The organism is Natrinema sp. HArc-T2 (assembly GCF_041821085.1).
In the GTDB taxonomy this organism is placed as follows: Archaea; Halobacteriota; Halobacteria; order Halobacteriales; family Natrialbaceae; genus Natrinema.
In genome coordinates this window covers 412,880-439,568 of record NZ_JBGUAZ010000001.1, presented here as the reverse complement: position 1 = coordinate 439,568, position 26,689 = coordinate 412,880, and the positions used below count along the sequence as shown (strand labels likewise).

Genomic DNA, 26,689 nt, shown 5'->3' with positions numbered 1-26,689 from the left:
TGTCGGTCGCAGTGCACTCTGCGGGCGAGTCGTGCCCTGCAATGTGAGGTGAATCCGAAGCCGGCGGCATCGCAGTTTTCATCGTTACACTCCCCTCACCTGCGTCCACACTCGGACGGGTCATACGAACCGACGCTGGAGGGGGAAGTGAGCACATTAAAAACCGACACCTCGACAGCTTGCGTCTTTAAGTGGGGGCGAGCAGAACTGAGCAAACTTCGCGCTCGCTCAAGCCTGGTGACGGCTATGCCGGTCGAATCCAGGCGAGCCGATCACCCCGCTCGAACTCCTCGTCTTCCCCGATCGTGATCTCTGCGAGCGTGCCGGTCACCGGTGCCGGCACGTCGACGCTTACCTTTTCGACCTGAAATTCGCAGATCGCGTCGCCCTCCTCGACGTGACCGCCCTCGGCTACGAACCAGTTGACGACGACACCGACGTCCTCGTCTGCGTCGTCGGGCCAGCGATCGCTCGTCTCGACGGCGACGCGGTCATCGGTCCCGCTCATTCGTCCCCTTGAGCGGCGCGAACGGCAGCCACGATGTCGTCCGTCCCCGGAACGACCTCGTCTTCCATCGGTCGCGCGTACGGGATCGGCACGTCCGGGAGGGCGACCCGCTCGACGGCCTCGAGGTCGTCGAGTCCGGCCTCGGCCACGCTCGCGATGATCTCGCCGGTGACGCCGTACGAGCGGTAGTCCTCGTCGACGACGACCAGATGGCCGGTCTTGGCCACCGAGTCGCGGATGGTGTCGGTGTCGAGGGGCACGAGCGTCCGCAGATCGACGACCTCCACGTCGATTCCGTCGTCGGCGAGGTCCGCGGCAGCCTCGAGCGCGCGGTGGACGTGCAACCCGAGGGTGACGACAGTCACGTCTGCCCCCTCGCGTTTGATGTCGGCGCTGCCAAAGGGAATCGTATAGTCGTCTTCGGGAACACCGGTCTTCGGGCCGTCGGGTGCCGGCAGCCAGCCGATCCCCATCAACCGCTTGTGGAACATGTAGACGACCGGGTCGTCGTCGCGGATGGCGTTGTGCATCAGTCCCTTCGCGTCGTAGGCGGTCGAGGGCACGACGACTTTCATCCCCGGGAGGTGTGCGAACGTCCCGTAGAGTGTCTGGGAGTGCTGGGCGGCGTCGTTGTACGTCCCGCCCACGGCGGCGGTAAGCACCATCGGGACGTTCACCGAGCCGCCGCTCATGTAGGTGTTCTTGGCCAACTGGTTGTAGATCTGATCCATCGCGACGCCGAAGAAGTCGACGAACATCAGCTCGGCGATCGGGCGCATCCCCTCCTGAGCCGCGCCGACAGCGGCACCGAGGTACGCCGTCTCGCTGATCGGCACGTCCATGATGCGGTCGCGACCGAATTCATCCAACAGGCCCTCAGTACTGTCGAAGATGCCGCCGTAGTCCGCGACGTCTTCGCCCATGTAGAAGACCTCGTCGTCCTCGCGCATCTCGTGGGCGATCGCCTCGACCATCGCTCGGCTCATCGTCAGCGACCGGCCCGTCTGCTGTCCGCTCGCGTCGTCTTTTTCCTGTTGTGCCATTAGTCATCACCCCCTGTGTCCGCGGTCGACGGTTCGCTGTCTGTTACGCCCGAGGGCGGATTCACGAACACGTCCTCGTAGGCGTCGTCCGGGTCTGGTTCGGGCTGGTCTTTCGCCCACTCGATCGCCTCCTCGACGCGGTCGTGGGCCCGCGAGCGCAGGTCGTCGATCTCCTCGTCGTCGACGCCGTGGGCACGGAGATCCGCCTCGAGTCGCTCGATCGAATCCCGCTGCTCGGCGGCGGCTTTGTCCTCGTCGGGGCGATACGACTCGGGATCGCCCATGAAGTGACCCATGCGTCGGTGGACCTGGACCTCGAGCAGCGTCGGGCCGTTCCCGTCGCGGGCGCGTCCGACGGCTTCTCTGGCGGCATCGGAGATCGCGACGGCGTCGTCGGCGTCCACACGCGCACCTTGGAGGCCGAACCCGTCGGCGCGCTGGGCTCCGTTCTCGACGTCGGTGACGCGTTCTTTTGGCATGCTGATCGCCCAGTCGTTGTCCTCGACGACGAAAACGACGGGGAGGTTCTGAACGCTCGCGAGGTTCAGCGACTCGAGGAACGCCCCCTGATCGATCGCGCCCTCGCCGAGGAACGCGACGGCGACGCTGTCGGTGTTGCGCTTCTTTGCGGCCAGTCCAGCGCCGACCGCAGGCGGACAGCCCTCGGCAATGATGCCACTACACGCGAAGTTGACGTCGGGATCGAACAGATGCATATGACCGCCCTTCCCGCCGCTTAAGCCGCTTTCGCGGCCGAAGATCTCGGCGGTCATCCGCTTCAAGTCGACGCCTTTCGCGATGGCGATGTGGTGGGGTCGGTGTGGTGCCGTGACCGTGTCGTCGTCCCGGAGGTGCTGGCAGACGCCTGCGCCGGCAGCCTCGTGGCCCGCTGCGAGGTGGAGTTCGCCCGGAATCGGGCCGGCAGAGATATCGAACGCGGGCTGTTTGCCCGCCATGTACTCCTCCTGTAATCGCTCCTCGTACTGGCGCGCCGTCACCATGTTCTCGTACAGCTCTTGTAACTCGCTAACAGACACCATGATTCCTGTAGACGTAACGGAACGGATCGACAAATAGCTATGCCGAGTCGGGGAGTCATCGAAAGCGCACGTTTCGGGCCGCTTTTACCGGGTGACCCGCTACGGACACCCAATGACGAAAATCGTCGTGGTGGACAATCACGGACAGTTCACCCACTTAGAGCGCCGGGCGCTTCGTGACCTCGGCGTCGATACGGAACTGATCGACAACGACACGCCGCCCGAGGAGGTCGACGCCGACGGCGTCGTCCTCTCCGGTGGCCCCGACATGGATCGGATCGGAAAGTCTCCCGAGTATCTCAGGACGGATATGCCGGTGCTAGGCATCTGTCTGGGCATGCAACTGATCGCCGAGGAACTCGGCGGGCAGGTCGGGAGCGGCGAGTACGGCGGCTACGCCGACGTCTCGGTCGACATCGTTGACGAAGACGACCCCCTGACTGGATCGCTGCACCCCGAAACCCGCGTCTGGGCGAGCCACGCCGACGAGGTCACGGCACTCCCCGAGGGATTCGAGCTGACGGCGAAAAGTGACGTCTGTGACGTCGAGGCGATGAGTGACACCGATCGAGACCTCTATGGCGTCCAGTGGCACCCCGAGGTGGCCCACACTGAGGAGGGTGACGAGATCTTCGAGAATTTCCTGTCGATCTGCGAATCGCAGTAGTCGCCGTCTCGGTTTCCGATTCGATTTACAGCCAGCAGTACCGACGACTGTGCCCCCTGTCTGTCGCTTTCCCATTCACCGATCTCAGTCGTCTTCGTGCGTCGCGGACGGCTGTGACACCTGACCGACCGTCGCCTGTCTCTGGCCACGGCCGACGAGCCGCGTCCAGTAGACGAGCAAACTCGGTAAGACGAGCACGCTCGCGACGAAGGCGTACCCGATCGAGGTTGCGGCGATGAGCCCGAAATACTGCAGCGACGGCAGGAATGCGAACGCGAGGATGCCGAACCCGCCAGCCGTTGTCGCTGCACTGCCAAGTAGCGCACCGCCGGTCCCGGTCACCGTCCGTCGGAGTGGATCGCCGGCCGCGTCGCTGCGCTCGAGTTCCTGATGATAGCGCTCGCTGACGTGGATGCTGTAGTCGATGCCGAGTCCGATAGTGAGACTCGCGATCATACCCGTGATGTAATTGAAGGGGATCTCGAGCAGCCACATCGTGCCGAGGACCCAACACAGCGTCATGAGGACGGGACCGAGCGTCACGACACCAAGCGAGGCAGCGCCAGCTGTCCGGCGGTAGACGACCAGTAGAAGTGCGCCGACGACGGCGAGCGTGACGAGCAAGCTCATGACGATCGTGTCGGCGATCGCCCCTTCGGTTCGATAGTTCACCACGGTGGCCTGTCCCGTCGCCGTGGCGGTGAGCCCGTCACCGTCGACGTGTGACACCGCGTCCCGCATTGCCGCCGTTACCTCCTCGTTGGACGCGTCACCGGTAGCCGTCAGGACGAGTCGGGCGGCCTCGTACTCCCCGTCATCGGTTCGGTGGACGACCGCCTCGGCTGTCGCGGGATCAGCAGCGAGGAACTCGTCGTAGACGGTCTCGAGGTTCGAGTCCGGAACCCCGTCGCCGTCGGTATCCGCCGCATGAAACGTCGCGTTGAACGACTCGTTGGTCGCCGCGACGGACTCCATGGCCGTAAGCGAGCTCCGGACGGCGTGGTCGCCGTTCGAGAGTTGCGCGACCGTCCCGCTTGCCGTCGCCACTCGCTCGGCGTCGTCGATCCGCTGTAACGTCTCGGGATTGGTGAGCTCACCCTCGACGAGCAGCTGTGCGCGGCGGTCCTGCCGGATGAACTCCTCCTCGAGCGTCTCGAGCGCCGTTGCCACGGTATATTCGTCTGGTGCCATCCCGTCGGGGAGGTCGTGGGTCCAGTCGGGCTCTTCGGGGAGAAACGCGGTCGTCTCGAAGGACGTGTCGACTTGCGTCGCGCCGTAGGCACCGCCAGCACTGACGACGAGCGCGACAACGAGCACCGCAGCCGGTGCCCGGCGAGCGAGCCGGCTGCCGACAGCGAGCATCGACCCCAGCCGGTCGCCGGTCCCGATTGCGGCTCGCTGCCGGTCGATCCCTCGGGCCTCGAGAAACGTATCGATCTCGACTTTGGCGGTTGGGACGAACAGCCCGAAGACGGCGAGCGCGGCGAGGATCCCGAGCGCACAGACGAGGCCGAACTCCCTGATCGGACCGATCGGGCTGACGAGGTTCGAGAGAAAGCCCGTCGCCGTCGTCAGCGTCACCGTGACGAGCGCGACGCCGACGCCGGCGAGCGCAGCGGTCATTCCAGCTGCTGGACCGCGGTCTTCTCCGTCTCGTTCCTCCCGACTTCGCATGAGGAGGTGAATCGCGTAGTCGATCGACAGCGCGATCAGCAAGACGGGGACGGCGATGAAGACGAGCCCGAAGTCGATCCCGAGCCAGCCCATGGCTCCGATCGTCCAGACGAGTACGAGTGCGACGCCGACGAGCCCGAGAACGACGTCAATCGGGTCCCGGTAAGCGATCGACAGGACGACGAGCACGAACGCAAGCGCCAGCGGCCCGACGACGGCGAGACTGTCCGACGACGCGGTGGTGATTTCGTCTGCCGTAATCCCGTGGCCGAATACGGCGGTCGACCCCTCGAGTTCCGACGCGGCGAGGTCGCCGATCGCCTGCTGGCTCGTCACGATCGTGTCCGGAGCAGTGTCGACGGCAACGTACTCGCCGTCAGTATCTTGGACGACAGCGACGATGGTTCCGGACGCCGTCGGCTCGCCGGGTTCGTACGCGGTCGGCATGAGTGCGAACAGTTCGTCGCGACCGGTTTCGGCGTCGAGCACCCGTTCGATCGTCGCCGCGAGTTCGTCGTCGTCCATCGATTCCACTTGCTCGATCTGGGCCGACAGCGACGGCTCGAGGCCGTCGGCAAGCGCTGCACGATCGGCAGCAAGCGCCTCGTACTCGTCGACGAGGAGCCCACGGGTTCCCTGCCGGATGGCTTCTTCACGTGTCGTTTCGGTCTCGGCCTCGCGAAGTCGCTTGGCTGCCGTCGCGAACGTTGTGGCTTCCTCGTCGGTGAACTCGATCGACGAATTCGCGCGGACGGTATCGAACTCGGTCGCGGCGGATGTGTCGGGATCGCTTTCGAGACGCTCGAGTGCCGCGACAAGTGCCGCCTCGGTCCGATTTAGCTCGGTCGCATGCGACTCGAGTTCGGTGGCCTGCTCCTCGTGAATCGCTGCTGTCGCGATGGCGCTTGGAACGCTGCCGATCGGCTCGTCGTCGGCCAGCGTGAGCGATACGCGCTCGTCCTCGTGGAGCGTTCGCTGGAACTCGAGGATCGAGGCGAGCGACGAGTGGTCGAGTACGTTCCCGTCGTCGGCCTCGATGACCACCTGTGCGGTTGTCGTCTCGCTGCCGCGCGTGGCGAAGTCGTCGTCGATCGCGTCGAGTGCCTCGCGTTCCTCGGATTCGACCTGAAATTCGTCCATCGCCGTGTCTTCCTCGACCGCGGCTGTGCCGGCCCCGATCCCGACCGTCAACAGCAAAACCACGACGAGAACGAGCCGTCTGTGGCCGACGATCCGCTCGGCGAGTTCGTTAGCATCCATCGCGATCACCGTACCGACCGAACGTTCGGTTCATAGCCAACCGAACGATCGGTAGGGTTAAAAAGGAGGTGGTCGTGACGACGACGAGCCCACCGTGCTTATATGCCGATCGACCGAACAGTCGGTCGGCATGGACGACAGCCAGACGCCGTTCGACGAGTCGACCGGCGGAAAGGAGGCTATCTTCGCGGCGACGTACCGGACACTCGAGACGGACGGCTATGCCGACCTCTCGATGGGCCGTGTCGCCGACGAAGCTGCAGTGAGCAAGTCGACGATCTATCACCACTTCGAGAGCAAGGACGACCTGGTGCGCGAGTTTGCCGAATCGCTGCTCATGCAGTACGGCGACGAACTCGTTCTCGAAACTTCGGGAACCGCGATAGAGTGCGTCGAACGACTGCTCGACCTCGCACTGGTCGGAGAAACAGCCGACGGCCAACGACTCGAAACGCTCGTCCCCGACGAGATCCACCGAGTTTACCTCGAGTTGCGAGCGCAGGCTGTTCATGATCCTGACTACCGTGCCTACTTCGACAGCGTCGATCGACAGGCACGGAACCGACTTGCCACCGTGATCGAAGCAGGAATCGAGGAGGGCGTCTTCCGTGACGTCGACCCCGACGCCGTCGCCGGCACGCTCTACCTCTTTGTCGAAGGAGCCCTCTTTCTCGGCTGTACGACGAATGAGACCCAGTGGCTCGAGGCCGTCCGCGACCAACTCGACTACTATCTCGAAGGGCTCGTCCGCGACGAGTTCGCTGCCGACGGGTGATGTAGCCAATTCGACCGTCAGTATCTTCACCGTCCGTTGAGACGTGAGACGTGATGACAGTCGACACTATCGGTCGGTTCGAGCGCGCACTCGAGGGACTCGAGGTGGGGTTCGAGCGCGTTCCGGCAGCCGACGCGAGCGAGCGAATCGAAACGATCGTCGAAGAGCCAGCCGTCGGCGCGCCACTGCCGTTCGAGGGCGCTACGCTTCCGGAATCGGTGACGACGACGCCAACGACCGCCGACCTCGAACGAGCACGGACGGGTATCACTCCAGTCGGCTTCGCCATCGCGGAGTACGGCACCGTTGCGATCGAATCGACCGCCGATGGCGCAGAGCCGATCAGCCTCTATCCAGATCGCCACGTCGCGGTCGTCGCAGAAAGCGACGTCGTCCCGAATCTGAGTGCCGGATTCGACCGTCTCGAATCGCAGTTCGAGCGAGGCCGAGACAGCGTCGTCTTCGCAACCGGTCGGAGTGCGACCGCCGATATGGGCGATCTCGTCCACGGCGTCCACGGCCCGGGTGCTGTCGACGTAATCGTCTTGGAGGACCGCTAAGATGGCCCAGCGCACCCGATCGCAGCAAGCTGATCGGATTCGGCACCTGCTCGAGACCGAAGGCGATGCTGTCCACGCAAACGCGAGTTCGTTCGACACGCAGCGCGAAGCGGCATACAGCGCAACCGACGATCTCGAGGCGCTACGAACCGAGGCCCGATCGATCAAGGAGGATGCCATCGATCGGCTGCCCGAGTTGCTCGAGACGGCCCGAGAAGCGGTCGAGGCCAACGGCGGCACCGTCTACGTCGCCGACGACGCCGCGGATGCAAACGCGTACGTGGCCGATGTCGTCCATACCGAGAGCGAAGAACACGGGATCACCGGAGACGACGACACTCCGTCGGTCGTCAAATCGAAGTCCATGACGACCGAGGAGATCGATCTCAACGAGGCGCTCGCGGCCGCAGGGATCGACATCACCGAGACCGACCTCGGCGAGTGGGTCCTGCAGGTTGCAGACGACACGCCCTCGCATATCGTCGGGCCAGCGATGCACCTCGAGCGCGCGGAGATCGCCGAGTTGTTCAACGAACGATTCGATCCCGACGAACCCTTCGAGACCGCCGAAGAGTTGACCCAGTTTGCCCGCGACTATCTCGCCGACCATATCCAGGAGGCCGACGTGGGGATCACCGGCGCGAACTTCGTCGTCGCCGACAGCGGGACGATCACGCTCGTCACGAACGAGGGCAACGCGCGCAAGTGTGCGGTCACGCCCGACACCCACGTCGCGATCGCGGGTGTCGAGAAGCTGATCCCGACGCTGTCGGATCTCGAGCCGTTCGTCGATCTCATCGCCAAGAGCGCGACGGGCCAGTCGATCGCACAGTACGTGACGATGCTCTCGCCGCCGACCGACTCGCCGACGCTTTCCTTCGACGACCCCGAGGAGCCGACGACGACCGGCGACGAAGCGAAGGCGGACCGAGACTTCCACCTCGTCCTGCTGGACAACGGTCGGATGGACATGCGCGAGGACGACCAGCTCCGGGAAACGCTGTACTGTATTCGCTGTGGGGCCTGCTCGAACTCGTGTGCGAACTTCCAGTCCGTCGGCGGCCACGGCTTCGGCGGCGAGACCTACTCCGGCGGGATCGCGACCGGTTGGGAGGCCGGCGTCCACGGCCAGGAATCCGCCGCCGAGTTCAACGACCTCTGTACCGGCTGCTCGCGCTGTGTCGACGCCTGTCCGGTCAAGATCGACATCCCGTGGATCAACACCGTCGTCCGGGATCGGATCAACCGCAGCGAGGACCCGGCGGCCACCGACTTCCTCGTCGACGGCCTCACGCCGGATATGGAGGAGGGTGGCCTCGACCTCGGCAAGCGCTTCTTCGGCAACATCGGCACGGCTGCGAAAGCAGCCAGCGCAACCGCACCCGTTTCGAACTGGCTCGCGGACGCTGACCCCGTCCGCGGGCTGCTCGAGCGCACTCTCGGAATCGACCGCCGCCGTGATTTGCCCGCGTTCCAGCGCGAATCGCTCGTCGACTGGTTCGAGAAGCGAGGTGGCGCTGCGGCCTCGAGTCGGCGAGCGTCTCGAGGCGCTGACGTGGATATCGACCGCGAGGTCGTCCTCTATCCCGACGTCTACACGAACTACGTCGACGTCGACCGCGGGAAAGCCGCCGTCCGCACGCTCGAGGCGCTGGGCGTTCCGGTACAGGTACCGGACCTGCCCGAGAGCGGACGCGCGGCGCTTTCCCAGGGGATGGTCGCGACCGCCGACCGGCAGGCAAGCCGGCTCTTTGCTTCGCTGGCGGAGGATCTCGATGCTGACCGGGACGTGGTCGTCGTCGAGCCCTCCGATCTGGCAGCCATGCACCGCGAGTACGAACGGCTGCTCCCCGAGCGATCGTTCGAGCGCTTACGCGACAGGAGCTACGAGATCTGTGAGTTCGTCTACGGACTGCTCGAGAACGGAGCCGACCCATCGGCGCTGTCGAACGGCAATGGCGCGGAGCCAGTGACGTATCACTCCCACTGCCAGCAGCGCACGCTCGATCTCGAGGCACCGACCGTCGCCGTCCTCGAGCGGTGTGGCTACGCCCCCGAGACGACCAGCGCCGAGTGCTGTGGCATGGCCGGCTCCTTCGGCTACAAACGGGAGTACTACGAACTGAGTGTCGATGTCGGCGAGCGGCTGGCCGAACAGATCGACGGCGCAAAAACAGTCGTTGCGTCGGGGACGTCGTGTGGCGATCAACTCGAGGGGCTGCTCGAGCGCGACGTGCCACATCCGATCGAGTTGCTGGCACCGGGTTATCGGGTGTAGCGGTCGTCGGCACGTCCGTTCGAGTGATTCGTGGCACTCACCGGTTCGTCGCTTCGTACCGGCGTTCACCGGAACACAGCCACGCCGCTCACACGTCGATCACCGGCGTAGCACTGGCTAGTCACTCTCAAAGAGACCGAAAGAAGCTGTTCGAAACGCGAGATCGCGTCCGTTATGCCTCGAACAGTTCGTCGACCGCTTGCCGAGCCGCGAGCGCGGCATCGTCGGCAACCTGTTCGGGATCGGCCTCGGCGTCGCCCTCGGGCACGTTGAGGTAGACGTCGACCTCGAGGACGCCGTCTTCGAACGTCACGGTGACGTCGAGATCGCGAACGGCCGACTGTTTGTACTGCGAGAAGACGTAGCCTTCCGCAGCGTCCGACGCCGTCTGGACAACGTCGTCGGCCGTCGGCTCGTCAGTCGGCATTTATGCGCCGCCAGCGCCGGGACCGCCAGCCGGGCTCGGACCGCCGCCCATGCCGCCACCGAGCAGTTCTTCGAGCTCGTCCTGCAGGCCCTCGAACTGGTCCTGGACGCGCTCTTCTTGCTTCTCGAGGGTCTCGACGCGGAGTTCGAGCGAGTCGACCTTGTCCTCGAGGTCTTCTTCTGCCTGGTCGTAGTCGGTCTCGACGAGCAGCTCGCCGACGCTGCGGTACATCGTCGTCTCCTCGTCGATGTTCTCGAGTTCGTCGAGGGCGTTCTGGGCCTCGGTGAGGCCGGTTTCCGCTTCCTGCTTCTGGACGGCGACTTGCTGTGCCGTCTCCTGCAGATCCTGTAGCTGTTCGATTTTCTCCTGTGCTTCCGGCGGCAGGTTTCCTTGCATATCTCGACCGTCGCCCTCCGGACTGATAAAGCCAAGCTTTGTCTTCGGAGCGCCACCGTGGTCGGCTCCACGTTATTATCACGATATCACGTGCGCGAGGATATAGAATCAGAGTGCTCTACTGGAAGACGATCCCGTCGATCCGCAGCGAGCGCGGGTCCAGCGATCACGAGCGGGGAGCGTAGCGTCGAGTTCGAGTACAATGCGTTCGACCAGGTCGAATGCAATCCACAGATCACCCAGCCCGTCAGAAGGGGTTGACAGACTACGATGACTCAGACTTGGCCTCGAGCACTCCCAATCCAGCGTCGGCGGTTCGCTCGGCGACATCGATCAGCGAAAACCACGTGTTCAACGCGGCTCGCAGGGCGATCACGTCGTCGGCGTCGATCTCGACGCGGACCAGCGAGTCGTCTCGCTCGAGGGTCGTCCGCGAGCGGTCGTCGTCGATCTCACCGATCTCGCGGGCGACGCTTTCAGCGACGAGTTCGGCACGCGCGGTGCTCTCGTAGTCGAACTCGAGGGTCGCGTCGTGAGAAGACACGCTGACGCGTTACTGGACGTCGACTTCCTTGACGTCGCGGCTGCGTTCTTTCAGGAGCACGCGGTGGCCGCAGTAGGGACAGCGGACGCCGCCGTACTCGTCGAGCTGGACGTCGCGTTTACAGCGAGAGCATTTGTAACTCATACTGGTCCTGAAGAGGTGGTTATTCGTCGTCCTCGGCGAGCGCAGCGCGGATGGAGCGCTGGACGGTGCGGCCAGCGGGGGTCTCCGGGCGGTAGGCACCGCCGGTGAAGACTTCGCCGGTCTCTTCGTTTTTCCAGATGCCAGTGCCGACGCGGGTGACGTCGTCGCCGTCGACTTCGGCGTTCTGCATGTCGTCTTCGATCTCGCTGACGCGACGTCGTGCGACGCGGCCGTAGCGGGCACCGAAGCGGCCAGCGCTACCGACCTGTCCTTTCTTGGCCATAGTAGTGCTCTCTATCGCCAGCGGATTCTTAAACCTGTTGAGTCGCGTCGGTTCGCGGACGCGATCGGCTCCGGTCACGACCCACTGAGCCGCTGGGCGACCGGCCACGCAAGCAGCTCTAGAAAGACGAGCGCGAGCGCGGCGAGATAGCCGGCAGCCGCAAGCGGCGTCGTGAACAGCCCCGATCCGAAACCCGGCGCAAGCAGTGTCCGAACGGCAAGGCCGCTGACCGCCAGTAGCGGGATCAGTGTGAGGACAGCGTCCGGTCGCTCGAGCATGACTAATTATATCTAATTACACCGCTCCGGTTAAGGCTGGGACAACCAGCAGGAAGTGTCACTTCCATCGGGTACTGACAGTATTTGCGCCAGCCGAGACTGTGCGTGACACAGCTCTTTGAGACTCGCTGACGGCACCTGTCCACCTGTTTCGCGTCTCGTTACCGCTGCAGAATGACGATCAAGCAAACGGTGACAATGTATTATGTGTTCCGTCGTGGACAGCGTATCCATGCGGCGACGACGCTATCTCGCCGCCGGGGGCGGTCTGGCGGCGACGCTTACGGGGAGTGTGGAAGCGATCGAACGAGAGGTCGCGAGGCGGAGGCGTGCCGTTCAGGACGACGGCGTCACCGAGGTTCGAATCGTCGAGACGAACGCGCCCGTCGAGGGTGGATCGCTACTCGAGGTGAGCGTAGCGGTCGAAAACACAGGCACCACGGCAGTGAGGACAACAGTCGAGGGTTTTTACGAGGGCGAACATCGGTCGACCGTCGAAACGACGGTTGGTCCCGGTGAAACCGAGACGATCGACTACTTCAGTTATCGTACCTATCCAGTCAGCCAGGACGAGACGGTCACGGTCCGGTTCGAGACCGACGACGACACGGCTGAACGCACCGTCGACGTCCTCGCCGTTGAGGAATTGGACACCGCACAACTATCACCGGACCCGGAGCTGACGGTACAGCCGGGGACGACGGTGCTCTTCGAGGTCGAATCCGACGCGCTCGGGGAGTACGGCGGACGAACACAGTGGTTCGTCGATGGCGAGTACGTCGGTTGGTCGATGGGACCCTGGTTTAGCACGTACTACGGCCATCGGGGTGCCGACTACTGGCAGACGACGTTCGACTCGGCAGGCACCTACGAGGTCGCTGCTGCCGTCGGCGACGACGAGCCCCGCCGAGCGACGTGGACGATCACCGTGGCAGAAACCGGGACCGCAGCGCCGACCATCGAGGGCAGGCGGCCGGCTGACGAGTCACTCGCGATGACCACCGACGAATCGATCGAACTCGAGCTGGATGTCGCACATCCCGACGGCGCGCTCGACCGCGTCGTCTGGTGGCTCGGCCACGCGGACGTCATCCTCGGTGAGACAGCGGTGAGCGGGAGCAAAGACACCGCGACGCTCTCGCTCGAGAGCGGCTGCCATGGGTGTCCGATCATCGCCTGGGTGATCAGCGAGAACGGAACGATCACGTCCGAACGGTCGTGGGTGATCGACGATGTCGGTGAAACCGATGCAGACCTGGCCGTGTCGATCATCGAGACGAACGATCCCGTCGACGCCGGCGAGGTGCTCGAGGTCACGGCGACGGTCGAGAACACGACCGACACCGAAATAACACAGGATGTCGATCTGATCGTCGGCCACGATCCCGAACTCGTCGACAGCCAGTCGGTGGCCGTCGGCGGGGGCGAGTCCGAAACGATCGATCTCGAGTTCGAAACGGCAGTCGTCAGGCGAACCCAGACGTTCCCCGCGCGGGTCGAAACCGAAGACAGCGCCGATGAACGGACGGTCGAAGTGATCGGCACTGAGGATATCGGACTGGACGTGACGATCGTGGAGACCAACGCACCGGTCCAGACGGGCGAGTTTCTCGAGGTGATCGCCGAGTTCGAGAACAGCCACAGCACGGGCCTTACGCGAGAGGTGCAGTTGATCGTCGGTCACGATCCGACGGTGGTCGATACGACAGTGGTCTCGCTCGAGCCCGGCGAATCCGAGACGGTTACGATGGGGTACGAGACCGCGCTCGTCAGGAACGACCAAGAGTTCCCGGCCCGGATCGAAACCGAGGGCGATTCCGACGAGGTCCCCGTCTTCGTCTACGTCGACGAGCCGCCGCTGGCAGTGACGAACATCGAGACGAACGACCCGGTCACGACCGGCGACGTCCTCGAGGTGACTGCAACACTCGAAAACACTGCCGAGTCGGAGACGACCCAGGAGATCGAACTGATCGTCGGTCACGATCCCGAACTCGTCGATTCCCAGTCGGTGACGGTCGCCGGTGGCGAGACCGAGACGGTCGATCTCGAATTCGAAACAGCGCTCGTCCGGCGAACACAGACGTTTCCCGTGCGGGTCGAAAGCGACGACGACGCAGCGGTCCGCGACGTCGAGGTGATCGGCACGGACGACGTCGATGTAACCGTGACGATCACCGGGACGAACGATCCCGTCGACGCTGGCGACGTCCTCGAGGTGACCGCCGAAGTCGAGAACGCAAGCGAGGTCACCGTGACGCAGGATCTCGAGTTCGTCGTCGGCCACGATCCGACCGTCGTGGATACCGCGTCGATACGGCTCGAACCGGGTGCCCGTGAGACAGTCACGATGGCGTTCGAAACGGCACTCGTCGAAAACGACCAGGAGTTCCCGGTTCGCGTCGAGAGCGCTGTTGCCTCGGACGAACGGACGGTCCTCGTCTACGGCACCGATGACAGGGACTTCGAGATCGAATTTGTCAACTGCACGCAGGCGACCGTCTCCGGGACGTTCGAAGATGGCGACGATCTGACCGTCGAGACGCTCTTCGTCGACTCGGTAGGCGTCGGCAACGCCCATCCGGGGATCACGATCGGCGACGCGATCGATGCCCCGTTTTCCGGGACGATTCGGCTCCAGATCAGCGATGACGAGGGGGTCCTCGACCGGACCGACGACGAGGTCGTCGTCGGACTCAGAGACGACGGCTTCGGCTCGACTATCGGGACCGTCTTCGTCAACTGGTTCGAATCGGATGAGCGCCGCGAAAGCAACCCAAACGACTGCATCGACGAACGCCGGCCCGAGCGACCGTCAATCGCACTCGAGGACGTCACGCCCACGGAAGGCGACAGCTACACAGTTACGTTCGGCTACGAGAACCCGAACGATCTCGAACTCGTTGGCGGCGCGTTCGTCGCGGGAACAACTGAGGACGAACCGCCTGCGCTCGAGCCCGGAACCCACTCGTTCGCCGTCGAGTGGACGCCCCAAACCGACGACGAACGACTCGTCTGGGAGATCGACCTCGAAAACTATCTCTACGACGAGACGCTCCGGGCCGAGACGGAGCCAGCCGGCGAGTATCGAGATCCGGAGCCCGCGTTTTCGGTCGCCATCCTCGAGACGACAGCCCCCGTAGTGGCCGGTGAGACGCTCGAGGTGACGGTCGAGGTCGAAAACATCGGCAACGCCACCGGATCTCGGGAGTTCGCGCTCGCGGTCGGCGGGCAGGTCGTCGACACCGCGCAGGTCGATCTCGAGGAAGGTGCGCTCGAAACGGTGACGCTGTCGTACCAGACCCGGCCCGAAGACGTCGGCGAACTCGCGGTCACCGTTCGCAGCGAGGACGACGAGGCGACGGCGCAGGTGACCGTCGAGGAACCAGCCGAGACGGCGGCGTTCGAGGTGACGACTGTGAACGCGACCGATCCAGTCGAAGCCGGAGCCACACTCGAGGTGACCGCCGAGGTGACGAACGTCGGCACCGAAGCCGGCGAGACTAACGTGTACCTGGATATCGACCAGCAACAGGGCGTCGACACCCAATCTGTGTCACTCGCTGCCGACGAGACGGGATCAGTCACGCTGACGTATGCGACGACCCAGACGGATGTCGGCGACCGAACCGCAACCGTGCGCACCGACGACGACGCTGCGTCGATCCAGTTCACGGTGACTGAACCCGAAACGGCTGACGAATCGCCCGACAGCACTCCCGACGAGCAACCGGAAGAGCCAGACAGTCCCCAGGAACCGGGACCACCAGAGGAACCTGACTCGCCTGAAGAACCAGGACCACCGGAAGAGCCAGACACTCCCGAAGAATCAGAACCACCGGAGGAACCGGAATCGCCCGACTCACCCGGAGACGAACAGACAGAAGACTCCCCGGCGGAGCCGGTTGACGGACAGCCGGATAATCAATCAGTCGAACCGGTCGAAGAATAGCTACTGAAACTCCGCTTCAGCGAGCACGTCATTCAAATCCGCCCGAATTCGCTCGCCCATCTCTCGATCTCGAGCGGTCGTCACGACGCGATTTTCCTGCACACTCGAGCCGTCCCGGAGCAGCATCCGCACGTTACCGCCGTCGTCAGCGCGGGTGACCTTCGCGCGCATGCCCGACTGGGAGCCCTTGCCGCCGGCGTCGATGGGGCCCGGAATGACCTTCTTGACGTGGGGGTGGCCCGCAACGGCGTGGATCGCCTCCATGCCCGTCCGCCCGCCGATGAGCGTGGTGTGGCTGCCGCCGATCTTCTCGGCCGGCGGCGTCTCGACGACATCGAGCGCGCGATTGCCGCGACGCTCGAGGACGGCCTGGACTGGCTCGTCGTCGTCGACGCGGTAGAACGGATGGTGGAGGTCCTCGCGCACGGCACGGATCACTGCCCGCGTCCCACCGGCATAGACCTCGTCAGGGCGCTTCCGGCGGATTTCGTCGGCGATCAGCCCGGCGAAGTTCCGGAGTTCGATCGGCTCGTTCTCGCCGTCTTCCGGCGTCGTCGTGATCGTCGTCTCGCCGAGGATCTGTTTGTCGGGGTCTGCCGATTCGTCGCGCTCGCGTGTCTCGTCCTCGCCCGCGAGCATCGTGATCGTCGCCCTGTCGCGTGCCGCCTCGAGGACGATCGCCTCGGTGTTGGCGTCCCGGCAGACCAGACAGTAGTCCCCGGGTTTCTCGAGCGGCGACGCACAGTGACGACACTCCATACTCGCCGTTTGACACCGGTCGTGTAAAACAGCCGTGTTTTTGTTGGCGGTCACGGCGCTACAGAATGCGCTCGATGATCGTCCGGACGGGGTCGGTATCGACGACGTCGTAGGGGATGCGAAGCGGCGAAATCGAGACCAGACCTGCGAGCACGGCGTGGCGGTCGGTGTCTGCTGGATCGGGGATGTCCCGGTTGGCCATCTGTTGCCAGAGGCGGTTGGTCAACTGGAAGCCGCCGTCTTCGACCGTCGCGTCCATCTCGTAGACGCGGGTCGGGCGCGTGATCGCATAGCCGTTTGGCTCGCGATCCGGGCGAGGAACGTTGACGTTCAGGTAGTCGACGCGGTCGAACAGGCCCGTTCCGGGTGCACCGTCGAGGATCGTGGCTGTGATCTCGGCCGCTCGCTCGAAATCGGTCGGCTCGAGGTCGGTGTCGTAGCCGAGCGTGTCCATCGAAACGGCGATCGACGGCGTCTCGAGGAAGGCTGCTTCCATCGCAGCGCTCACCGTTCCCGAGCGGGAGAAGACGTACGCACCGAGGTTCGCGCCGGCGTTACAGCCCGAGACGACGATGTCGGGTTCGGGCTCGATGGCGTTGACGCCGACGATGGCACAGTCACAGGGCGTGCCGTCGACGGCGTAGCCGAGTTCGTGGTCGGTGTGTGGAACTGGCGAGGTAAACGAATCCGATTCCAGGTCCAGCGAGAGGTCGTCGGGCGAGGATCGCGTCCGGCCATACGAGAGCGAGCGACCGACGGCGCTGCGGTTCCGATCGGGCGCGACGACGGTGACCGTGCCGACCGCCTGCAGTGCGTCGTACAGCGCCCGGATCCCGGGTGCGTCGATCCCGTCGTCGTTCGTCAGGAGAATGTGAGGGTCCGAATCCAGTTCCATTGCCGTATACACGGTCTAGGGCCCAACGTACCTATCAGTTCGGTTCGTGACGGTGAGGTCCGCTACGTGGATTTATCTGCCGCGTCCGCGAGTTCCGTCCCGCAAGCCGGACAGTATCGCGAGCCGGCGGCGACGACGGCCTCACAGTCGGGACAGGAGACCGCGTCGGTCGGGTCGGGACCGCTCTCGAGGGCCTCACCACAGGACGGGCAGTAGTCGTCGGTCGCCGACACAGCGGCCCCACAGGACGGACAGGCATCGCCGTCCTCCCAGAGCACGCGACGCCGAGAGTTCGAGACGTAGTTGTACGCCGCCCAGACGACGTTTCCAACACCCAGCGAGAACCAGAACGTCAGCAGCGCGACGACGATGTGCGAGCCGACCGAGCCGAACTCTCGGTCGACCATCACGACGCGGTCGGGCGTCTCCTCCTCGATCCGCCAGCCCTGCGCGACGAGATCGTCGATCTCCCGTTGGACGCGTTTGCTACGCATGGGTGTCCGTTGAACGCGAGCAGGCAAAAGGCTGTCAGCGACCCCGCACGCGATCGAGGCCAGCCCAGTTCACCACGGCAGGTATCGGCGGAGGCGAGCCAGCGTCGACGGTTCGTGGCGGACGCGTAGCGTGGTCCCGTCAGCCTCGAAGACTGCCTCAGTCGCGGGGATCCGCTCGCCGTCCGGCAACAGAAACGACTGCTCGCCGGCCGGCACCGTTCCACCGCTGCTCGCACCGAACAGCGCCTTCGATCGCCCCGTCGGCTCCGGAACCGGCTCGCTGTACTCGATCTCGTAGGTTGGTTTCCCGTCTTCGGTCGTCTTTCGCCAGTCGACGATCTCGCGAGTCTCGTCCGTGCCGATCATGTGCGAGCCTACTCGTACCACCATGTAAACGGTTCGGCGACCATCTCGAGACTGGCTGCGTTCGGACGCGACGGCGTCAGCCGAGGTCGATCGGATCGACCTTCAGATACTCCCGGGAGACGACCGTCGCGTACGACCCCTTCGGGAGCGCAAACGAGAGGGTCAGCGGCTCGGTCTCGAGCGACAGATCCGTCCGCAGAAGGATCGCCCGCCGCGTGCCCGTGGAGTGGAACTCGCCGGGGAGGTCGAAATCCGATGGCTCGAGGCCGAGGTCGTCGAGGACGGCGCGTTCGATCTCGCCTTGCTCGCCGTCGGTCAGCTCCGTCTCGGTGCCGACCAGCGGCGCGGTGACGAACGCCCGGCCACGCTCGCAGTGGCGGGTCACCGAGCCGACGCGGCGCTCGTCGACCCGCTGGAGTCGGTCGGGATCGGGCAACTCGAGCCCATCAGGTGCGTCGGTATCGGCAAAACAGACCACGTCGCCGTCGACGGGACGATCGAACGGCAGGTCGCGCTCGAGCCGTTCGGACAGCATCAGGTTGAACGCGTACGACTGGGCCGCGTGGACGAACAGCCGCTGGAGGTTCGAGGGGACGCGCTCGAGGGCGGCCCGGAACTCGTCGGAACCGGGCTCGCCGTCGTGTTCTGCGAGCGCGTGAATCATCGAGCGCTCGTACCGGAGGCGGTTGGGAACACGCTCTAAGGCTTCCTGCCAGTCGCGCGTCTCCTCGACGAAGGCTCTGGCTTCCTGGGTCGACTCCGGTTCCGCGTCCGTCGGGTTCCCGAGGTAGGCCATCACTGCGCCTTCCCAGTCGCCACGAGCGATCGCGAGGCCGACCTCGTGGGTGACCGGCCGGCGGCTGCCAAAGCGCTGCTGGCCGAAGAAATTCGGGACGCCGATCGAGGTCGCGTCGTCGCTCCCTTGATCCTCGAGCCCACCGAACTCGTGCAGTTCGTTGGTGATCGCCGTGGCGTTGTCAGGTCGGTCGGGTTCGCTGACGACAAGTTCGAAGGCGTTGCCCGCGAGGTCGCCGAACTCGAGATTTCGGCCTGCCCGGCCCAGTACCTCGATCTCGGCCCCGTCGATCTCGGGGATGTCCTCGGGATCGGCTCCGTAGACCGAAAACAGCTGTGTCGTCACGGCGTACTTGTCTTTCGTCCCGGCCCAGTTGACCCGCTCGCGGGAGAGTCCGAGCGCATCCGAGAGTCGCGATGCGAAGTCGTTGGTGTCCCAGCCCTGCAGCGTCGCCCGGAAGACGAGATGCGGGTAGGCGTCCATCGAGGCGTCGACGGGTTGGGTGTCGAAGCGCTCGAGTTCGCGCACCCGGAAGTGTTCGTCGTCCTCGCGAAGGTGGCCGCCGACGCCGTCGGTTTCAGAGACGTAGTGGTCCATACCGACGGCCTGCTCGGTGGGATGGGCTGGGCGCATGCTGGTTGCCGGAGGTTGGTGTGCGGGGCCTAAATCGGTTCGTTCTCGCGGCCAACGATTAGTCCGTCCGCGGGATCGATCGCGCACCGAGCGCGAAGGCGACGACGGCGAGCGCGGCGAGGATCCCGAGGTTCGCGAGTGCAGGGTCGACGCCGGCGACCGCGGGTGTCGTTGCGTCCGTGTAGGTCGCGGCCCGCACGCCGCGTGCGAAGTAGGTCAGCGGCGAGAGGTTCACAAGGGGTTCGAACCAACCGGGCAGTTGTGACAGGGAGATGAACGTCTCCGAGAGGAAGAGCAGCGGCAGCCCGATCGCGTTGCTGGCGGCGACCGCGCCGTCCTGGGAGTCGGTGTAGCTGCCGAGCATCGCGCCGACGCCACAGAAACAGATCACACCGATCAGGATATACGGTACTAACAGCGGTGAGAACGTGATCTGGGCGCCGGTCAGCAGGATCACCAGTCCAAGGATGAGCAGGCTCGCCAGGCCGATGATCGCTGCGTTGACCGCGGTCTGGGCGAGCAACCACTCGGGACGGGTCAGCGGCGTCGTCGCGAGTTTCTCGAACCGGCTCCCCTCACGGTGGCGTGCGACCTCGCTGCCCATCCGCGACAGCGGCGTAAAGAGGACGACGACGGCGAGATAGCCCGGCACGTAGTAGGCCGCCGGCTCCGTGAACAGCCCCTCACCGGTCGGATCGGTCCGGATCAACGCGCCGAAGATGACGATCAGGATCACCGGGAAGAAGAACGTAAAGAAGACTGCTGTCCGCCGGCGGATAAAGGATCGCCAGCCGGCGCTCGTCTCGGCCCTGACGCGTCCCATCCGGCTCATGCCGTCTCACCCGCCTGCACGAGGTCTGCGTCTTCGCTTTCGCTCCCGAGTCGATCCGTTCGCTCGCGTTCGGTCACGTCGGCCAGCGCGAGATAGACGTCCTCGAGGTCCGGTTCGGCCCACGAGAGTTCCGTGTACTCGATGCCTTGCTCCTTGAGATGGTCGACCACAGTCCCGATCGCGGCGGGGTCGATCTCACGAACGACGACCGCGCTGTCGGGGTTCCGGTTGCGGCCGCGTTCCGGTCGCTCGACCGGGTACGCGAGGTCCGCGAAGGCATCGGGGTCGGCCGCCGTCTCGATGGTGAGTCGGCTCGAGCCGCCGTGGTCCCGAACGAGGGCTTTGGGCGGGCCCTGTGCGACGAGCGAGCCGTCGGCGAGCAGGCCGACGCGGTCGGCGAGTCGTTCGGCTTCGGCCATGTCGTGTGTCGTGAGGACGACCGTCGTCCCGGCGTCGGCGAGGTCCTCGATCAGTCGCCAGACGGTGCGGCGACCGGCGGGATCAATGCCGGTCGTCGGCTCGTCGAGAAAGAGCAGATCGGGGTCGTTGACCAGCGCGGAGCCGACGCAGGCCCGGCGCTGTTGGCCGCCCGAGAGGTCCTCGTACCAGGTATCGCCCGCATCGACGAGCCCGACGTCCGCGAGCACGTCGTCCGGATCGCGCGCGTCGTCGTAGAGGCCGGCGTAGTAGGCGAGCAGTTCGCGAGCGCTGAGGCGACCCGGTGGCGAGAACTCCTGTGGGAGGACGCCCAGGCGACCGCGATCGACTGCTGCTGGCTTCGCGCCGAGGATTCGCGCGCTGCCGCCGTCGGGTTCGGTCGTCCCCGTCAGCGCGCGGACGAGCGTCGTCTTGCCGGCCCCGTTCGGGCCGATCAGCGCGAAGACCTCGCCACAGGCGACCGACAGCGAGGCCTGGGATAAGGCGACGGTCTCGCCGTAGGTCTTCTCGAGATCCGTTGCTTCGACTACGGCTTCCATAGCGGTCGGTTCCCACGCATCGCGGGTAAGGGGTTCGATTCGGCTGGCCGCACAGACGGGTCGAAAAACGCCATGCTGCTCACCGTGCTTCGCACCGTTCGTATCGCGGTTCTCACTCACGTTGCTCGTTCCGAACCGCGCTCTTGCCGTCGCAGGCTCAACCGTTACCCGCCGGACCGTGGTACTGCCTCGAGAATGCCCCAGCTCGGATACACCCTCTCGAGCGAGGAGTTCGGTCCGACGGAACTGGTCGACATCGCCCGTCGCGCCGAGGCCGCCGGCTTCGATTTCGTCTCGATTTCGGATCACTTCCACCCGTGGATCTCCGCGCAGGGGGAGTCGCCGTTCGTCTGGTCGACGCTAGGTGCCATCGCGAACGCGACCGACGAGATCGAGGTCGGGGTCGGTGTCACCTGTCCGACGACCCGCATCCATCCGGTCAACGTCGCCCATGCCGTCGCCACCGTCGACGAACTGCTCGGCGATCGGTTCACGTTCGGCGTCGGCACCGGCGAGAACCTAAACGAGCACATCACCGGCGAGCGCTGGCCCGAACACGACGTCCGCCTCGCAAAACTCGAGGAAGCGCTAGACGTCATGCGAAAACTCTGGACTGGCGAGACGACGAGTCACCGCGGCGAGCACTATACGGTCGAGAACGCGCGCCTCTATACGGTCCCCGACGAGCAGCCGACGACGGTCGCCAGTGCATTCGGTCCGCAGACGGCCCGGTGGGCAGCAGACCACGCGGATGGCCTCTGGTGTTCCGGGCCGAAGGGGGACATCGTCGATGGCTACGAGGACGCCGGCGGCGACGGGCCGAAATACACCCAGCTACACGGCTGCTACGCCGACAGCGAGGAGGATGCGATCGAGACGATCTACGAACAGTGGCCCAACGGCTCGCTTCCGGGCGAACTCGGCCAGGAGTTGCCGACGCCTGCACACTTCGAGCAGGCCGCCCAGCTGGTCGAGAAAGCAGACATTGCGGAATCGGGGACCACCACTGAACCGGACCCACAGGCCCACATCGATAGCATCGAGCAGGCGATCGACGCCGGCTACGACCACGTCTACTACCACCAGATCGGCCCGGAGCAAGGGAAGGCGCTCGAGCTCTACGAGGCGGAGGTGTTGCCGTCGTTCTAACTCGTTGCGACCGCGACGAACCGATTGATCGCCTCGTCACTCCCCGCGACGATCAACACGTCGTCCTCGCGGACGACGAAGTCCGGTCCGAGGTCGGTCAGTAGGTCGCCGTTGCGCTCGGCCGCAACGACGGTACATCCGGTCCGTGCCCGCAGGTCGACGTCCCCGAGACTTCGACCGACGATTTTCGGCGCGGTCGTCCGGACGAGTTCGAACTGTGTCTCCGGCGTGAGGATCTCTTCGTCCTCGATCAGCGCGGACGCGAGCATTCGACCAGTCACTGTCGAGAGCGAGAGGACGTACTCCGCGCCGGCCCGGTAGAACTTCGGAATGTTCTCGGTTTCGTTCGCTCGAACGATGATTTCGACGCTCGGCGCCATTTGCTTGATCACCAGCGTCGCGTAGATCGATGCCGCATCGTCGTCGAGGGTCAACACGACCGACTGGCCGTCGGAGACACCCGCCGTCTCCAGGACTGCTTCGTCGGTGACACTGCCGACGATATCGACCCCGTCTTCGTCGGCGGTATCGATGGTGAACGTAGCGACGTCGTTTGCAGCCAGCGTTTCCACCGCGGTTCGACCGACGACGCCGTAACCGCCCACGACTACTCGGTTTGGGCGGCGTGGCAGGCTCGACACCGTTCGCGATTTCAGTTCCGTGAGGTCGTCACGACGACCCGCGACGAGCAAGATCGTGTTGTCGTCGATTACGTCGTCGGGGCCGGGAACAGGGACGAACTCACCGTTGAACCACGCGCCGATGACGGTGACTCCCATTCGATCTCTGATTCCCGACTCGGAAATCGTCTGGCCGACGAGATCGCTGTGTTCCTTGACGAGCAGTTCGGTCACCGTGAAGTCCTCGCTGAGCGCGATCGTGTCCCGAAGCTCGGCCGAGATCGTCGTCGTCGCCTTCGTGGCAAGGCTCTGTCCGAGCACCCGCCGTGGGCGGACGATCTCGTCGGCTCCGGCGTAGCGGTGGTAACTCGCGACGTCTTCGTCCTCGGCGACGCTGACGATCGTCAGCTCGCTCGAGAGTTCGCGGGCAGTGAGGATCACCATCGCGTTGGTCTCGGCATCGATGTCAGTGACGAGCGCACGGGCATCGGTGACGTTTGCTGCCCGAAGTGTTTCCGCCTGATCGAGTTCGCCGTGGATGGCGTCGACTCCCCCGTTGTCGAGTTCGACCACGAGTTCGGGATCGTCGTCGATGAAGACGTAGGGGACGTTCGCCGCCTCGAGCTCGTCCGCGAGCACGTCAGACCGCGGCGTGTATGAGCAGATGACGACGTGGTCAGTGAGGTCAGTGGACTCGGGCGGTCGATCCTCGAGCGCCTGTTGGAACAGCGGGACGACGAGCAGTGGCAGCGCGAGGAAGACGAGCAGGACGCCGGTGAGGTTCATCGCGATCACCATCAGATTCGTCGGGACGCTCTGCCAGTCGGCTGAATCGCCGCCGAAGCCGGCGGTCGTCAGCGCTTCGATCACGAACTGAAGCGCCTCGAAGTACGACATGTTCACCCCCTCGAAGGCGGCCATTCCGGCCTGATAGATGCCGGCATAGACGAACACGAGAACGAAAACGGCAACCAGTGAGAGCACGATTCGACGCCACCAGTAATTCATCACCGGGAGGTGACCGGCAAGCGATTTGTAACTTCGGAAACGGCGCTCTCGAGTGGCTTCGAGCGGACCCGTCAGCGGGCGATCACCGCTTCCAAACCCGTTTTGGCGGTCGCCGCCGAACCCCAGCTATGGAGTACACCACGCTCGGTAACACGGGCACGACGGTCTCGCGACTCTGTTTCGGCACCTGGCGCTTCGGTCGCGAGACCGGCGGCATCGTCGAAACGGAACGCGAAGAAGCCCACGAACTTCTCGACGCTGCCTGGGACCACGGGATCAACTTCATCGACACGGCCAACGTCTACGGCGATCCCGACGGCACCAGCGAGGAGTGGATCGGCGAGTGGCTCGCAGACCACGACCGCGAGGACTTCGTCATCGCCTCGAAGGTCTACTTCCCCTTCGACGGCTGGGGCGAACCCGGGCCGAACGACTCCGGGCTCGGACGTAAACATATCCGCGCCCAGATCGAGGGGACCCTAGAGCGACTGGGAACCGACTACCTCGATCTGTACTACATCCACCGCTGGGACGACGACACCCCCATCGAAGAGACCCTGCGGACACTCACCGACCTCGTCCGCGAGGGGAAAGTCAACCACCTGGGCGCCTCGAGCATGGCCGCCTGGAAACTCACCAAAGCGCTGTGGACGAGCGACGTCGAGGGCCTCGAGCGATTCGACGTAACCCAGCCGATGTTCAACGCGGCCGATACGGACGATGTCGGCGACTACCTCGACGTCTGTGCGGATCAGGACATCGCGGTCTGTCCGTACTCGCCGCTTGCCGGCGGCTTCCTCACCGGAAAATACGAGCGCGACGAGGACGGGACCGTTGTCGCGCCGGACGGCTCGCGGGCCAGCCTCACCGACCTGTTCGAGGATCGGTATACGAGCGCGACGGCCTGGGAAGTGCTCGAAGCCGTCGAATCCGTCGCCGACGACCTCGACGCGACGCCCGCACAGGTCTCCCTGCGATGGCTGATGGATCAGGACCGCTTTACCTGCGTGCCGATCGTCGGCGCACGCACCCCGGACCAACTCGAAGAAAACGTCGGCGCAGTCGACCTCGAGTTGAGCGACGAGCAGTTCGACCGAATCGACGATGCTCGCGGCACGGACGACGGCGGCTATCGCTAACGCGAGTCCGCGACGGGGTCGAGCCCCACGCGATAGTCGGTCAAATTCTCGTAGCCGTCTTCGGTGACGACGATCAGATCCTCGATGCGGACGCCACCGACTGCAGGGTCATAGATTCCGGGTTCGATCGAGATCACGTGGCCCGGCTGGAGCTCGCCGCCAGCCGACGACACACTTGGCTGTTCGTGGATGTCCAGCCCGACGCCGTGGCCGGTGCTGTGGATAAAGCCGGTCTCGGTGGTCGGATCACTCCGAAGCGTCGCGTAGCCCGCGTCCTCGATCACATCGCAGGCCGCGCCGTGGACGGCAGCGCCGGTGACGCCAGCCTCGACGGTCTCGAGGGCGGCCTCGTAGGCCTCGCGGGTGACCTCGTAGCGCCGGCTGGCCTCCGCACCCGGATCGCCGCGGGCGAACGTGCGGGTCATGTCGGCGTGGTAGCCAGTCTCCTTATCGCGGGGGAAAATGTCGATCACGATCAGTTCGTCGGCCTCAAGCGGCCCGCTACCTCGGTCGTGGGGATCCGCACCGTCGGCCCCGCAGGCGACGATCGTGTCGTCTAGCGCACAGCCGTGGCGCAACAGCGTGATCTCGATATCCTCCGTGACACGTTCGCTGGTGAGTGGGTCGCCGTCGTGAACGAGGGTTCCGTCCTCGATCGTCGCGGTGGCGATCAACTCCTCGGCTCGTGCCATGGCGGCCTCGTTTGCCCGCTGGCTCGCCCGAATCTGCTCGAGTTCCCAGTCGGTTTTACTCGCGCGGATATCCGTCACGATCCCGTCGGACTCGACCGTGACCGTGAGGCCGTGCTCGCGGAGTCCGTCGGCGGTCCCCGTCGGAAAGCTGCGTGGCACGGCGATCGAGGCGACGTCGTGATCCGCGAGAAAGGCCGCGATCGTCTGAATCCGCCCCTCGTACTGGCCGTGTTCGGCGACCAGTTGCTGGTAGTCATAGGCGGCCCGCCGGGTGACCGTATCCGCGTTCGCCTCGGCGCTCGCGCGACCGTACTCGAGTCCGGAGACGAGCAGATGGATACCCTCCCGCGTGACGAGCGTCTGGTAGAGATCCGGTGCGGTAAAGCCCGAGACGTACCGCTGGTCTGAATCCGAGGCGTCGTCGTCGATCAGGTAGCCGTCGAGCCCTGCAGCAGCGAGGTATTCGCGAAGGGCGGAAAGATCGGCGTCAACGTTCATGA

Annotated in this window: 26 protein-coding genes; 7 read left to right on the top strand and 19 right to left on the bottom strand. The window is 64.8% G+C overall.

Translation table 11 applies throughout. From position 1 onward, the window contains the following. Nucleotides 1-244 precede the first annotated feature (244 nt). The 3 genes from ACERI1_RS02310 to ACERI1_RS02300 are packed head-to-tail and all read right to left on the bottom strand — an operon-like array spanning nt 245 to nt 2,564. The gene (locus tag ACERI1_RS02310; RefSeq protein WP_373616412.1) at nt 245-508 is read right to left on the bottom strand and encodes a lipoyl domain-containing protein; all 264 of its coding nucleotides are present in this window, start codon (nt 506-508) and stop codon (nt 245-247) included. Then, the gene (locus ACERI1_RS02305; protein WP_373616411.1) at nt 505-1,551 is read right to left on the bottom strand and encodes an alpha-ketoacid dehydrogenase subunit beta; all 1,047 of its coding nucleotides are present in this window, start codon (nt 1,549-1,551) and stop codon (nt 505-507) included. The genes ACERI1_RS02310 and ACERI1_RS02305 overlap by 4 nt, the downstream gene beginning before the upstream one ends. Beyond that, nucleotides 1,551-2,564: a thiamine pyrophosphate-dependent dehydrogenase E1 component subunit alpha gene (locus tag ACERI1_RS02300; RefSeq protein ID WP_373616833.1), complete on the bottom strand. Its 1,014-nt coding sequence runs from the start codon at nt 2,562-2,564 to the stop codon at nt 1,551-1,553. Before ACERI1_RS02300 ends, ACERI1_RS02305 begins: the two co-directional genes overlap by 1 nt. A gap of 139 nt (nt 2,565-2,703) precedes the next feature. Here ACERI1_RS02300 and ACERI1_RS02295 point away from each other — a divergent pair, with 139 nt between their 5' ends. Then, nucleotides 2,704-3,258: a GMP synthase subunit A gene (locus tag ACERI1_RS02295; protein WP_373616410.1), complete on the top strand. Its 555-nt coding sequence runs from the start codon at nt 2,704-2,706 to the stop codon at nt 3,256-3,258. Between the two features lie 84 nt (nt 3,259-3,342). On the opposite strand, the gene ACERI1_RS02290 is transcribed toward ACERI1_RS02295, so the two are convergent. Then, nucleotides 3,343-6,192 (bottom strand): MMPL family transporter, encoded by a 2,850-nt coding sequence (locus ACERI1_RS02290; protein WP_373616409.1) that lies wholly within the window; start codon nt 6,190-6,192, stop codon nt 3,343-3,345. A gap of 130 nt (nt 6,193-6,322) precedes the next feature. Here ACERI1_RS02290 and ACERI1_RS02285 point away from each other — a divergent pair, with 130 nt between their 5' ends. From ACERI1_RS02285 to ACERI1_RS02275, 3 genes are read left to right on the top strand one after another with little or no spacing between them, the layout of a single operon-like run. Continuing rightward, nucleotides 6,323-6,967: a TetR/AcrR family transcriptional regulator gene (locus tag ACERI1_RS02285; RefSeq protein WP_373616408.1), complete on the top strand. Its 645-nt coding sequence runs from the start codon at nt 6,323-6,325 to the stop codon at nt 6,965-6,967. A gap of 53 nt (nt 6,968-7,020) precedes the next feature. Beyond that, nucleotides 7,021-7,527, top strand: coding sequence for an LUD domain-containing protein (locus ACERI1_RS02280; RefSeq protein ID WP_373616407.1), 507 nt, complete (start codon nt 7,021-7,023; stop codon nt 7,525-7,527). A 1-nt stretch (nt 7,528) separates the two neighbouring features. Beyond that, nucleotides 7,529-9,805 (top strand): LUD domain-containing protein, encoded by a 2,277-nt coding sequence (locus tag ACERI1_RS02275; RefSeq protein WP_373616406.1) that lies wholly within the window; start codon nt 7,529-7,531, stop codon nt 9,803-9,805. Nucleotides 9,806-9,977: 172 nt separating this feature from the next. On the opposite strand, the gene ACERI1_RS02270 is transcribed toward ACERI1_RS02275, so the two are convergent. The 6 genes from ACERI1_RS02270 to ACERI1_RS02245 form a co-directional block, all read right to left on the bottom strand. Next, nucleotides 9,978-10,232 carry a DUF3194 domain-containing protein gene (locus ACERI1_RS02270; protein ID WP_373616405.1) on the bottom strand — a complete coding sequence of 85 codons (255 nt, stop codon included), beginning with the start codon at nt 10,230-10,232 and terminating at the stop codon, nt 9,978-9,980. Continuing rightward, nucleotides 10,233-10,628 (bottom strand): prefoldin subunit beta, encoded by a 396-nt coding sequence (locus ACERI1_RS02265; protein ID WP_373616404.1) that lies wholly within the window; start codon nt 10,626-10,628, stop codon nt 10,233-10,235. A gap of 265 nt (nt 10,629-10,893) precedes the next feature. After that, the gene (locus ACERI1_RS02260) at nt 10,894-11,172 is read right to left on the bottom strand and encodes a KEOPS complex subunit Pcc1 (RefSeq protein ID WP_373616403.1); all 279 of its coding nucleotides are present in this window, start codon (nt 11,170-11,172) and stop codon (nt 10,894-10,896) included. 9 nt (nt 11,173-11,181) lie between these two features. After that, on the bottom strand, nt 11,182-11,316 hold the full coding sequence (locus ACERI1_RS02255) for a DNA-directed RNA polymerase subunit P (RefSeq protein WP_006181151.1): 135 nt from the start codon (nt 11,314-11,316) through the stop codon (nt 11,182-11,184). 19 nt (nt 11,317-11,335) lie between these two features. Continuing rightward, a complete protein-coding gene (locus ACERI1_RS02250; RefSeq protein ID WP_008009665.1) occupies nt 11,336-11,599 on the bottom strand; it encodes a hypothetical protein in 264 nt (87 codons plus the stop codon). Nucleotides 11,600-11,673: 74 nt separating this feature from the next. Then, nucleotides 11,674-11,877: a hypothetical protein gene (locus ACERI1_RS02245; protein ID WP_373616402.1), complete on the bottom strand. Its 204-nt coding sequence runs from the start codon at nt 11,875-11,877 to the stop codon at nt 11,674-11,676. Nucleotides 11,878-12,109: 232 nt separating this feature from the next. On the opposite strand from ACERI1_RS02245, the gene ACERI1_RS02240 reads away from it, so the two are divergent. After that, nucleotides 12,110-15,829 carry a CARDB domain-containing protein gene (locus ACERI1_RS02240; RefSeq protein ID WP_373616401.1) on the top strand — a complete coding sequence of 1,240 codons (3,720 nt, stop codon included), beginning with the start codon at nt 12,110-12,112 and terminating at the stop codon, nt 15,827-15,829. Here the strand turns inward: ACERI1_RS02240 and ACERI1_RS02235 are convergent, their stop codons facing one another. The 7 genes from ACERI1_RS02235 to ACERI1_RS02205 form a co-directional block, all read right to left on the bottom strand. Continuing rightward, nucleotides 15,830-16,588: a DUF2103 domain-containing protein gene (locus ACERI1_RS02235; RefSeq protein ID WP_373616400.1), complete on the bottom strand. Its 759-nt coding sequence runs from the start codon at nt 16,586-16,588 to the stop codon at nt 15,830-15,832. A gap of 58 nt (nt 16,589-16,646) precedes the next feature. Then, nucleotides 16,647-17,483, bottom strand: a complete 837-nt coding sequence (surE, locus tag ACERI1_RS02230) for a 5'/3'-nucleotidase SurE (protein WP_373616399.1) — start codon at nt 17,481-17,483, stop codon at nt 16,647-16,649. 62 nt (nt 17,484-17,545) lie between these two features. After that, nucleotides 17,546-17,977, bottom strand: coding sequence for a zinc ribbon domain-containing protein (locus tag ACERI1_RS02225; RefSeq protein WP_373616398.1), 432 nt, complete (start codon nt 17,975-17,977; stop codon nt 17,546-17,548). Between the two features lie 69 nt (nt 17,978-18,046). Beyond that, on the bottom strand, nt 18,047-18,343 hold the full coding sequence (locus tag ACERI1_RS02220; protein WP_373616397.1) for a hypothetical protein: 297 nt from the start codon (nt 18,341-18,343) through the stop codon (nt 18,047-18,049). Nucleotides 18,344-18,419: 76 nt separating this feature from the next. Next, nucleotides 18,420-19,772 carry a tRNA pseudouridine(13) synthase TruD gene (gene truD, locus ACERI1_RS02215; RefSeq protein ID WP_373616396.1) on the bottom strand — a complete coding sequence of 451 codons (1,353 nt, stop codon included), beginning with the start codon at nt 19,770-19,772 and terminating at the stop codon, nt 18,420-18,422. Nucleotides 19,773-19,830: 58 nt separating this feature from the next. Beyond that, nucleotides 19,831-20,604 carry an ABC transporter permease gene (locus ACERI1_RS02210; RefSeq protein ID WP_373616395.1) on the bottom strand — a complete coding sequence of 258 codons (774 nt, stop codon included), beginning with the start codon at nt 20,602-20,604 and terminating at the stop codon, nt 19,831-19,833. Then, entirely contained in the window at nt 20,601-21,581 is a 981-nt protein-coding gene (locus ACERI1_RS02205) for an ABC transporter ATP-binding protein (RefSeq protein ID WP_373616394.1), read from the bottom strand. Before ACERI1_RS02205 ends, ACERI1_RS02210 begins: the two co-directional genes overlap by 4 nt. A 195-nt stretch (nt 21,582-21,776) precedes the next feature. Between ACERI1_RS02205 and ACERI1_RS02200 the strand changes: the two genes are divergently transcribed. Next, entirely contained in the window at nt 21,777-22,730 is a 954-nt protein-coding gene (locus tag ACERI1_RS02200) for a TIGR03557 family F420-dependent LLM class oxidoreductase (protein WP_373616393.1), read from the top strand. Here the strand turns inward: ACERI1_RS02200 and ACERI1_RS02195 are convergent. After that, nucleotides 22,727-24,358, bottom strand: a complete 1,632-nt coding sequence (locus tag ACERI1_RS02195) for a TrkA family potassium uptake protein (protein ID WP_373616392.1) — start codon at nt 24,356-24,358, stop codon at nt 22,727-22,729. The two genes, ACERI1_RS02200 and ACERI1_RS02195, sit on opposite strands and share 4 nt — an antisense overlap. Before the next feature lie 128 nt (nt 24,359-24,486). Here ACERI1_RS02195 and ACERI1_RS02190 point away from each other — a divergent pair, with 128 nt between their 5' ends. Then, nucleotides 24,487-25,497 (top strand): aldo/keto reductase, encoded by a 1,011-nt coding sequence (locus ACERI1_RS02190; protein WP_373616391.1) that lies wholly within the window; start codon nt 24,487-24,489, stop codon nt 25,495-25,497. Here the strand turns inward: ACERI1_RS02190 and ACERI1_RS02185 are convergent. Next, nucleotides 25,494-26,687, bottom strand: coding sequence for a M24 family metallopeptidase (locus ACERI1_RS02185; RefSeq protein WP_373616390.1), 1,194 nt, complete (start codon nt 26,685-26,687; stop codon nt 25,494-25,496). The genes ACERI1_RS02190 and ACERI1_RS02185 overlap by 4 nt on opposite strands. Nucleotides 26,688-26,689: the final 2 nt, after the last annotated feature.